Origin of the sequence: Arthrobacter sp. HMWF013 (genome assembly GCF_003061105.1) — a bacterium.
Taxonomy (GTDB): Bacteria; Actinomycetota; Actinomycetes; order Actinomycetales; family Micrococcaceae; genus Arthrobacter.
This window is the reverse complement of the sequence record NZ_QAIQ01000182.1, coordinates 1-10,194: the sequence shown is the minus strand read 5'-3', so window position 1 is coordinate 10,194 and position 10,194 is coordinate 1. Positions and strand designations below refer to the sequence as shown.

Sequence of the window (10,194 nt, the reverse complement as noted above, 5' to 3'; positions counted from 1 at the left end):
GTTGTAAACATTTGGTGCACGTGACGAAACTTTTGCGTATGATGGGTGTCACACCCGCCGATCAATCTCAAAGGAGAGGCTCACCGTGAAAGAGCTGCGCATCGAAGCCAATGGCAATCTTGGTCCGATCGACTCATCCCGCATCCCGCGTTACGCCGGTGCTGCCACGTATGCCCGCCTGCCCCGCCTGGACCAGGTGGACAGGGCTGATGTGACGGTGGTGGGGGTGCCGTTCGACTCCGGGGTCTCCTACCGCCCCGGTGCCCGGTTCGGCGCCAATCATGTCCGTGAGGCGAGCCGCCTGCTCCGCCCGTACAACCCGGCCTGGGATGTCAGCCCGTTCGAAAACATCCAGGTTGCCGACGCCGGTGACATGGCGGTCAATCCGTTCAACATCAACGAGGCCATTGAGGTCATCCAGCAGAACGCGCTGGACCTGACGGCGGCCGGCAGCAAGCTGGTGACCCTGGGCGGGGACCACACCATCGCCCTCCCTCTGCTCCGCGCGGCTGCCGAGCGGGCGGGCGGCCCCATCGCCATGCTCCACTTCGACGCCCACCTGGACACCTGGGACACCTACTTCGGTGCCGAATACACGCACGGCACCCCGTTTCGCCGGGCCGTGGAAGAGGGCATCCTGGACACGGAGGCCATCAGCCATATCGGCACCCGCGGTCCGCTCTACGGCAAGAAGGACCTCGACGACGACCATCGCTTCGGGTTCGGCATCGTTACCTCTGCGGACGTCTACTACCAGGGCGTCCTCGAGACGGTGGCCAAGGTCCGCGACCGGATCGGCAACCGCCCGCTCTACATCTCCGTCGATATCGACGTCCTGGACCCCGCCCACGCCCCGGGCACCGGTACTCCGGAGGCCGGCGGCATCACCAGCCGCGAACTCCTGGAGATCATCCGCGGATTCCGCGGGATGAACCTGGTGGGCGCAGACATCGTCGAAGTGGCCCCCGCCTACGACCACGCGGAAATCACCGGGGTGGCAGCGAGCCATGTGGCCTATGAACTGGTCACCCTCATGGCGGACAATGCTGTTCCGGGGGACCGGTTCGGCGCAGCCAACGGCTACGCCGCCCAGGCCCTCGGCCAGGAGACCCGCCAGCCTGCCGGCTTCGCCGCTGGAATCAAGGAGTAGCACGCATGATTGACTTCGATCCGGGCACAGCAGCTCCCACCAAAGGCACCGGCGCACGCAATGGCGGGGATCTCGTCGTCGAGACCCTTGAAGCCCTGGGGGCCAAGACGGTCTTCGGCATACCGGGCCAGCACGCACTGGGCCTGTTCGATGCCATGGGCCGCGGGAACCTGCACTTCGTTTCCTCCCGCGTGGAGAACAACTCAGCGTTCGCCGCTGACGGTTATTCGCGCGCAACCGGTGAAGTAGGCGTCCTGTTCCTGTCCACCGGGCCCGGCGCGCTGACCTCCCTGGCCGGGCTGCAGGAAGCCTATGCAACGGGGGTGCCCATGGTGGTGGTGGCCAGCCAGATCCCGCTTGAGGGGTTGGGGGCCCGCCGCAAGGGCATGCTCCACCAGCTCGACGACCAGAAGGCCTCCGCCGCCAACGTCACCAAGAGCCAGCGCCTGATCCAGCACGCCTCCGGTATCCCGTCGGCCATCCAGGATGCCTGGACCGAGGCGATCTCCTCCCCGCAGGGGCCCGTCTGGCTGGAAATCCCGCAGAACGTCCTGCTGGATCCCATCATGGTCCCGCCGGTTGAGGACGCGCTCGCCGAAGCGGCAGACAATCCGCCCCGCGTGGAGCTGATCCGCGAGGCAGTGAAATGGCTGTCGACGGCGGAACGTCCGGCCATCATCGCAGGCGGCGGTACCCGCCGTGGCCGGGCAGAGAAGTCCCTGCTCGCCATCGCGGAGAAGCTCCGCGCACCCGTCATCTGCACGCCGGGTGGCAACGGGGCATTCCCCTGGAACCACGAGCTCTCCCTGCAGTCCTGGATCGAGGACCGCCACATGACGGACCTCCTGGAAGACGCCGATGTCCTGATCGTCATCGGCTCCTCCCTGGGCGAGGTCACGTCCAACTACTTCACGTTCGAGCCCCGCGGCCGAATCATCCAGATCGACGCCGAACCGCGCGTGCTCGAATCGAACAGCCCGGGCCTGGGCATCCGCGCCGACGCGGGCCAGGCGCTCGCCGCCCTGGAGAAGGCGCTTCAGGCAGTACCGGAAACCACGCCCAACTGGCATGGTGTCACCCCCGAAACCCTGGTGAAGGAGTCCCTGGCCAAGGTAAGGGCCCGGCTGGAATCGCAGGAACTGGGCAAGGAACTGAGGTTCATGGCCGACATCCGGGAGGCAGTCCCCGCGGACATGCAGACCTTCTGGGATATGACCATCGCGGCGTACTGGGGCTGGAGCTGCTGGGATGCCAGGGACGGCCAGTTCCACTCGGCCCAGGGTGCGGGCGGACTGGGCTACGGTTTCCCGGCCGCAATCGGCGGCGCCGTGGGCCTGGAAACGGTAGGCAAACCCGGCAGGGTCCTTGCGGTTTCCGGCGACGGTTCGTCCATGTACTCGATCTCCGAACTTGCCACAGCGAAGCAGCACAATGTGCCGGTCACGTGGCTGATCGTGGACGACGGCGGCTACGGCATCCTGCGCGAATACATGGTGGGCGCGTTCGGCAAAGCCACGGCCACCGAGTTGGCGCGCCCCGACTTCGTCAAGCTCGCCGAGGCGTTCGGCGTGCCGGCCACCCGGGTGGCCCCGGAGAACGTGGGGGATGCGCTCAGGGCGGGCTTCGCCGCTGACGGGCCCAACGTCGTCGTCGTCGAAACCCTGCTCAAAATGTTTGGCCCCACCCACCTGGACGACTGAGAACCCGCTTCAGAAACAGCGCGGACCGGCAGCTGAGAACCCCTCGAAACGGGGCTATCGGCTACCGGTCCGCGCTCGGCGTTTAAGGGCCCCTGGCTTGTTAGTTTCCTAAAGCAACCATTTTCGGATATAGTTGCCTGAGGCAAGCAAAAGAGGAGAGTTCAATCATGGCCGTCGCGCCAGACACTGCTGCGGATCTTGTCTCCCGCATTTTCGACCTCCAGCGCGTGGTCCGGTACGTCGCGAACGCAAGTTTCCGCGGCATGGATACCGGCGTGGCGGTGCAGGGCGTCCTGAGGTTCGTGGGCGAGGGCGAATCCCGCGCCACCCACCTGGCAGAGCGGTTGGGCGTCAGCGCCCCCGTCCTCAGCCGCCACATCGCGGATCTCGAAATGCAGGGGTACGTCACCAGGCGGCAGGATCCCTGCGACGGCCGCGCCCAGTTGGTTGCTTTGTCGCCGGCCGGCGTGGAGAAGCTCCGGCAGATCGAGGAGCTCCGCGCAGCCACCCTGCAGGACTACCTCAGCAGCTGGAGCCAGGAAGACGCCGAAGAAACGGCGCGGACCCTGGCGCGGCTGACGAACTCCCTCAAACTCTCAGCCCGGGCAACGGCGACCGGTCCCATCACGATGACCAAGACCCTCCAGGAGCACTGAAATGTCGAATCCACCCGCTACAGCCCCGCCCTTGGTGATGACCCACCGCCAGATCATGGAAGCCCTCACCGGGCTCCTGGCGGCCTTCTTCACCGCCATCCTCAGCAGCACCATCGTTGCGAACGCGCTGCCCACCATCATGTCCGATCTCCACGGGACCCAGACCGACTTCGCCTGGGTGATCACGGCTGCGCTGCTGGCCAACGCCGTCACCACCCCGCTCTGGGGCAAGCTGGCTGACCTCTTCAACAAGAAGGTCCTGGTCCAGCTGAGCATTGTCATCTTCGTGGCCGGCTCGGTCATGGCCGGACTGTCCGAAACCATCCCGCTGCTGCTCACGGCCCGCGTTATCCAGGGTGTTGCCATGGGTGGCCTCACGGCACTGGCCCAGGCCATCATCGGCACCATGATCCCGCCCCGGGACCGCGGCAAATACTCCGGCTACATGGGCGGCGTCATGGCAGTCGGTACCGCCGGCGGGCCGCTGCTGGGCGGCTTCATCGTGGACAGCCCGCTCGGCTGGCGCTGGACGTTCTTCGTCTGTGTGCCGCTGGCCGTGATTGCCCTCATCCTGCTTCAGGTCACCCTGAAGATCCAGCACATCAAGCGACCCGCCAAGATCGACTGGCTGGGTTCCATCCTGCTGACCTCCGGCGTCAGCCTGCTGCTCATCTGGGTCTCCTTCGCCGGCAACCCCGCCTACTACGACTGGGTTTCCTGGCAGTCAGCCGCCATGGTGGGCGGCGGCGTGGTGCTCCTGGCCCTGCTGGTGCTGGTCGAATCCAAGGTGGAACAGCCCATCATCCCGCTCAAGATCATCTCCGAGCGCACCACCGCCCTGGCCATTCTCGCCTCCGTGGCCGTTGGCATCGCCATGTTCGGTTCCACCACTTTCCTGGGCCAGTATTTCCAGGTGGCAGGCGGCGCCTCGCCCACCGAGGCCGGCCTGCTGACGCTTCCCATGATCGCCGGAAACCTCACAGGCTCCGTGGTCTCCGGCCTGCTGATCAGCCGCACCGGAAAGTGGAAGGGATACCTGATCGGCGGGTCCGTCCTGCTGATCGGCGGACTGGGCCTGGCCGGCACCATGGACCACACCACCGAACTGTGGCAGGCCGGGATCTTCACGGCAATCCTGGGCGTGGGCCTGGGCATGCTGATGCAGAACCTGGTGCTGGCAGTCCAGAACACCGTGCGGGCATCGGACATCGGAACGGCCAGCGCATCAGTGGCCTTCTTCCGCTCGGTAGGCGGCGCGATCGGCGTGGCTGTCCTGGGAGCGGTCCTGAGCAGCCGGGTCAGCCAACTCGCCACCGAGGGCCTCGCCGCTGCCGGCATCCCGGTGGCCGGCGGTACCGCCGGAGCCAGCATGGACCTGGTGGATATGCCCGCCCCGGTCCGCGAGATCATGCGGGCCGCCTACGGCGATGCCACCGCAGAGGTGTTCCTCATCTCCGCCGTCGTGGCCGTCATCGCCCTGGTCTCCGTGCTGTTCATCAAGGAACGCCCGCTGCGGCGCACCGTGGATGTGCAGCCTGATAGTCAACAGGACGTGCAGCCTGACGTTGAGCCTGATCTCCAGCTTCACGCGGACGCTGAACGCACGACGGCGGAACTCGCACCGGCGAACAGGTAACAGCCGCGCTGATGGTCATGTGAGGCCCGGTCACCCTCTCGGGAACCGGGCCTCCTTTTCCACCGCTTCAGGCTTTCTGATGAACTTTTGCCGCCGATGTTACGCGTCGGCACAGTATTTCGTAGAGTGGGGACCGTCAGGAATGTCAGCCCCGGCTGCTACTACTTAGACTCACTAATTCGCGCTTTCTCCCTAAGGACCCGTGGGCATGCTCTTCACCCTGATACGGCGCTACTCCAAGCCGTATATGCCATACATTGCCGCCGTCGTTGCTTTCCAGTTGGCGTCCACCATCGCGGCACTGTACCTGCCCAGCCTCAACGCACAGATCATCGATGAGGGCGTTTCCCGCGGGGACACCGATTTCATCTGGCGGACCGGCGGCCTGATGCTCCTGGTGGCCTTTGTCCAGGTGGGCACAGCCATCGCAGGGGTGTACTACGGCTCCAAGACGGCCATGGCTGTGGGCCGGGACCTCCGCCGCGGGGTGTTCCGCAAGGTCACCAGTTTCTCGGCCAAGGACGTGAACACGTTCGGGGCGCCCACCCTGATCACCCGCGGCACCAATGACGTCCAGCAGGTACAGATGCTGCTGCTGATGGGGCTGAACTTCATGGTTGCCACGCCCATCATGTGCATCGGCGGCATCATCATGGCCCTGCGCGAGGACCTCAGCCTGTCCTGGCTCGTCTGGGTCTCGGTGCCTGTGCTCCTGGTGGTGGTGGGCTACCTGGTGGTGCGGCTGATGCCGCTGTTCCGCTCCATGCAGAAGAAGATCGACCGCATCAATGCCGTCCTGCGTGAGCAGATCATTGGCATCAGGGTGGTCCGGGCATTTGTTCGCGAACCCTTCGAAACCGAGCGTTTCGGCGTGGCAAACAAGGAACTGACCGATGTTTCGCTGAAGATCGGGGCCCTTTTTGTCCTGATGTTCCCCGCCATTGGCATGATCCTGCATCTGTCCACGGCCGCTGTCCTGTGGTTCGGCGGGCAGCGCGTGGATTCCGGCGAGATGCAGGTGGGCGCCCTGACGGCGTTCCTGCAATACCTGCTGCAGATCCTCATGGCGGTGATGATGGGCACGTTCATGGCCATGATGATCCCGCGCGCCTCGGTGTGTGCGGACCGCATCGGGGAAGTGCTCGACGTCGAACCGTCCATCCACGACCCCGAACGGCCTGAGGCCCCCGCCACCCTTGCCGGAGTGGTGGAATACCGGAACGTCAGCTTTGCCTACCCCGGCGCCGAGTCGCCGGTGCTGAGCAACATCAGTTTCACAGCGAAGCCGGGGGAGACGGTGGCCATCATCGGGTCCACCGGTGCGGGAAAGACCTCCCTGCTGTCCCTGTTGCCGCGCCTTTACGATATTGCCGAGGGCGAGGTCCTCCTGGACGGTGTGTCCGTCGCCAACCTGGACCGGGCCGAGATCACCAGGCGGGTAGCGCTGGTGCCGCAGAGGCCGTACCTGTTCTCCGGCACCATCGAGCACAATCTTCGTTTCGGTAAAACCGAAGCCTCGGACCAGGAACTCTGGGACGCGCTTGAGGTGGCCCAGGGCGGGGACTTTGTCCGCGAAAAGAAGAACGGGCTGAACTCCCGGATCTCCCAGGGCGGGACCAACGTTTCCGGCGGCCAGCGGCAACGGCTCTGCATCGCCCGCGCGCTGGTCACCAAACCCAAGGTGTACCTCTTTGACGATTCCTTCTCCGCTCTGGACGTTGCCACCGACGCCCGGCTGCGCGCAGCACTGAAGAAAACCACCGCCGACGCCACCGTGATCATCGTGGCGCAACGGATCTCCACCATCACCGAAGCAGACCAGATCCTGGTCCTGGACAACGGCCGGATCGTGGATCGCGGAACCCATGAGGAACTCCTGGAAACCTCACCCACCTACCAGGAAATCGTCGAATCCCAGCTGAGCGTGGAGGAAATGGCATGAGCGCCCGCAAGAAGGACGCACCACTGGCGGCGGACCAGGGCACGGCTGTGACCCCCGAAACCGAGGCAACACCAGAGCTCCTCGACGACGACTTCGTTGAGGAGGAGTACAAGCCCTCCGAGGCCGACGGCGACATGTTCGGCGGGGTGCCTGCCAAGAAGGCAGAGCACTTCTGGCCTTCCGCGAAGCGTTTGATGGGGCTGCTGAAACCCGAAGCCATCGGCATCTACGCCGTGGTTGCTCTGGTCATTGTTTCCGTGATCCTGAACGTCATCGCGCCTAAGATCCTCGGCCAGGCAATGGACGTGATCTTCGGCGGTGTGGTGGGAAAGCAGCTGCCCGCCGGCGCAAGCAAGGACGAGTACGTGGAGGGCCTGCGCCAGCAAGGGCAGGACAACTTCGCGGACATGATCGCCAAGATGGAACTGGTGCCCGGCACCGGGATCGACTTCCAGAAGCTCTCGGTCCTGATCGCGATCGTCCTGGTCATGTACTTTGTGGCCAACATCTTCCTGTGGTTGCAGGGCTACGTGCTGAACCGGATCGTCATGAAGGTGATCCGCAAGCTCCGCGACGACACCGAAAAGAAGCTGAACCGGCTTCCGCTGAACTACTTCGACACGCGCCAGCGCGGTGACGTCCTCTCGCGGGTAACGAACGACGTCGACAACGTCCAGCAGGCTCTCCAGCAGGCTTTCGCCCAGCTGATCAGCTCGCTCCTGACCGTGATCGGCATCGTCATCATGATGTTCATCGTGTCCTGGCAACTCGCCCTCATAGCCCTGATCGCGCTGCCGCTCTCCGGTGTCGCCGCCGGCATCATCGGCTCGCGCAGCCAGAAGCTCTTCTCCGCGCAGTGGAAGAACACCGGTGCACTGAACGGCCAGATCGAGGAGTCCTTCTCCGGCCACGACCTCGTGCGGGTCTTCGGCCGCGACGCCGATATGCTGGCACGCTTCGAAGAACGCAACGAGGAACTCTACAAAGCCAGCTTCGGCGCACAGTTTGTCTCCGGCATCATCTTCCCGGTGATGCAGTTCGTCTCCTACCTCAGCTACGTGGGCATCGCCGTGGTGGGCGGCCTGCGTGTTGCCTCCGGTTCCATGTCCCTGGGCGACGCCACCGCTTTCATCCAGTACTCACGGGAATTCACCCAGCCGCTGGGCCAGATGGCCGGCATGGCCAACATGCTGCAGTCCGGTGTTGCGTCCTCTGAGCGTGTTTTCGAGTTCCTTGACGCCGATGAGCAGGAGTCAGAGACGGCCACCGAGCACCTGCCGGCCAAGACTGACGGGCATGTCGAATTCAAGGACGTCACGTTCAGCTACACCGAGGACAAGCCGCTGATCGAAAACCTGTCCTTCACAGCCGAACCCGGGCACACCGTGGCAATCGTCGGTCCCACAGGAGCCGGCAAGACCACCCTGGTGAACCTGGTGATGCGCTTCTATGAGCTCAATTCAGGGGCCATCACGCTGGACGGCGTGGACGTGACGCACCTCAGCCGTGCCGAGCTCCGCTCCAAGGTGGGCATGGTCCTGCAGGATGCCTGGCTGTTCGGCGGGTCCATCTACGACAACATCCGGTACGGCAACCTGGAGGCCAGTGAGGAACAGGTCATGGCGGCCGCGAAGGCCACGTTCGTGGACCGCTTTGTCCGTGCCCTGCCCGAGGGCTACAACACCGTGATCGATGAAGAAGGCAACAACGTCAGCGCCGGCGAAAAGCAGCTGATCACCATCGCCCGCGCGTTTGTGGCCAACCCATCGCTGCTGATCCTGGACGAGGCCACCAGTTCCGTTGACACCCGCACCGAACTCCTGGTCCAGAAGGCCATGGCGGCGCTGCGGACGGACCGCACCAGCTTTGTGATCGCGCACCGGCTCTCCACCATCCGGGACGCTGACACCATCCTGGTCATGGAGAACGGCAAGATCGTGGAACAGGGCAACCATAAGACGTTGCTGGCCGCGGAAGGTGCCTACTACCGGCTGTACATGTCGCAGTTCGCCGGTTCCAACGTGGAGGAATCCGTCGTGGATGATTCGACGGCGGTACACAGCTGAGCGCGCACACAGGCCCGTCCGCCCCGCAGGACACAGAGCCGCAGCGCCCGGAGCCGCAGCGCGCAGAGCCGCAGGACACGGAGCCGCAGCGTACAGATCCCCGGCGTATCGAGGTCCTTGTCCCGATGCGCTGGGGAGACATGGACGCGTATGGGCATATCAACAACGTCCAGATCGTCCGCATGCTCGAAGAGGCGCGGATCTCCGCGTTCGGCCCGCCACGCGGTGCGGGCCTGCCGGGTATCGAACCGGAAGTGTCCCTCTTTAACGATGTTCCTGAGGGGGTTCTGGCCCTTGTGGTGGACCACCGGATCCGCTACGTGAAGACCCTCGAGTACCGCAACATCCCGGCCGTGGTGCAGGTATGGATCGGCGCCGTGAAGGGCGCCAGTTTCGACATCCACTACGTGGTCCAGGACCCCGTCACCCGGGAGGACTGCGTACGGGCCAGCAGCCACCTGGCTTTCGTAGACGAGGCCACGGGCAGGGTCCTGCGCCTCACTCCGGAGCAGAAGGAGCGGATGGCGCCGTTTGCTGTCTGAATCCCCGTAAAACCTTGCGCAGCAAGCCGCGTTTCTCAAACCTTTTCTCAAAACACTGCGACGTAAGCCGTACCGGCGACTACCTCCACGTCCGCCCGGGGCGGGGGGAGGCGTTGCAGGTGGGTCTTTAGCCCGTTGCGCCGGCTTGGCGCACACTGGAAACTGAATGTCTATCAAAGGAGCGTTGGTCATGGCCAAGAACCCCCAGCATCACAAGGTCCCCAAGCAGCGCAAGAAAACCTGGAAAGAGATGTCCCCGGGTGCAAGGGCCTCTTTTGTGGCGATAGGGCTCGTGCAGATGTCCTTGATGGTGGCCGCCCAGCGTGACATCTCACGCCGCCCGGCGGCTCAGATCAACGGCCCAAAGGCGGCCTGGCGTGCTGCGTCCCTGATCAATTTCATTGGGCCAATAGGCTATTTCGTCCTGGGACGCAAGAGGCCTGGAGCAGTCAAGGGCGGGTTCTAGCGGTCGTTGCAACACCCAGAATTTTGGGAGTTGCAA

8 protein-coding genes are annotated in these 10,194 nt (G+C 64.4%); all 8 read left to right on the top strand.

Annotation, left to right across the window (positions count from 1 at the left end):
- The first annotated feature begins 85 nt into the window (after positions 1-85).
- On the top strand, positions 86-1,150 hold the full coding sequence (speB, locus tag DBR22_RS08055; RefSeq protein WP_108598585.1) for an agmatinase: 1,065 nt from the start codon (positions 86-88) through the stop codon (positions 1,148-1,150).
- A gap of 5 nt (positions 1,151-1,155) precedes the next feature.
- Positions 1,156-2,850 (top strand): thiamine pyrophosphate-binding protein, encoded by a 1,695-nt coding sequence (locus tag DBR22_RS08050; RefSeq protein WP_108598584.1) that lies wholly within the window; start codon positions 1,156-1,158, stop codon positions 2,848-2,850.
- Between the two features lie 167 nt (positions 2,851-3,017).
- The gene (locus DBR22_RS08045; protein ID WP_108598583.1) at positions 3,018-3,506 is read left to right on the top strand and encodes a MarR family winged helix-turn-helix transcriptional regulator; all 489 of its coding nucleotides are present in this window, start codon (positions 3,018-3,020) and stop codon (positions 3,504-3,506) included.
- A gap of 1 nt (position 3,507) precedes the next feature.
- Positions 3,508-5,142 (top strand): MDR family MFS transporter, encoded by a 1,635-nt coding sequence (locus DBR22_RS08040; RefSeq protein ID WP_258229096.1) that lies wholly within the window; start codon positions 3,508-3,510, stop codon positions 5,140-5,142.
- 208 nt (positions 5,143-5,350) lie between these two features.
- Entirely contained in the window at positions 5,351-7,084 is a 1,734-nt protein-coding gene (locus DBR22_RS08035) for an ABC transporter ATP-binding protein (RefSeq protein ID WP_108598582.1), read from the top strand.
- On the top strand, positions 7,081-9,150 hold the full coding sequence (locus tag DBR22_RS08030) for an ABC transporter ATP-binding protein (protein WP_108598581.1): 2,070 nt from the start codon (positions 7,081-7,083) through the stop codon (positions 9,148-9,150). Before DBR22_RS08035 ends, DBR22_RS08030 begins: the two co-directional genes overlap by 4 nt.
- Before the next feature lie 125 nt (positions 9,151-9,275).
- Entirely contained in the window at positions 9,276-9,692 is a 417-nt protein-coding gene (locus DBR22_RS08025) for an acyl-CoA thioesterase (RefSeq protein ID WP_108598580.1), read from the top strand.
- A 190-nt stretch (positions 9,693-9,882) separates the two neighbouring features.
- A complete protein-coding gene (locus DBR22_RS08020; RefSeq protein WP_108598586.1) occupies positions 9,883-10,158 on the top strand; it encodes a PLDc N-terminal domain-containing protein in 276 nt (91 codons plus the stop codon).
- Positions 10,159-10,194 lie beyond the last annotated feature (36 nt).

Excerpts from the sequence above, each read along its gene's own strand:
- DBR22_RS08050 (WP_108598584.1), top strand. The coding sequence starts at position 1,156 with ATGATTGACTTCGATCCGGGCACAGCAGCTCCCACCAAAGGCACCGGC.
- DBR22_RS08045 (WP_108598583.1), top strand. The coding sequence starts at position 3,018 with ATGGCCGTCGCGCCAGACACTGCTGCGGATCTTGTCTCCCGCATTTTC.
- DBR22_RS08040 (WP_258229096.1), top strand. The coding sequence starts at position 3,508 with ATGTCGAATCCACCCGCTACAGCCCCGCCCTTGGTGATGACCCACCGC.
- DBR22_RS08035 (WP_108598582.1), top strand. The coding sequence starts at position 5,351 with ATGCTCTTCACCCTGATACGGCGCTACTCCAAGCCGTATATGCCATAC.
- DBR22_RS08030 (WP_108598581.1), top strand. The coding sequence starts at position 7,081 with ATGAGCGCCCGCAAGAAGGACGCACCACTGGCGGCGGACCAGGGCACG.
- DBR22_RS08025 (WP_108598580.1), top strand. The coding sequence starts at position 9,276 with ATGCGCTGGGGAGACATGGACGCGTATGGGCATATCAACAACGTCCAG.
- DBR22_RS08020 (WP_108598586.1), top strand. The coding sequence starts at position 9,883 with ATGGCCAAGAACCCCCAGCATCACAAGGTCCCCAAGCAGCGCAAGAAA.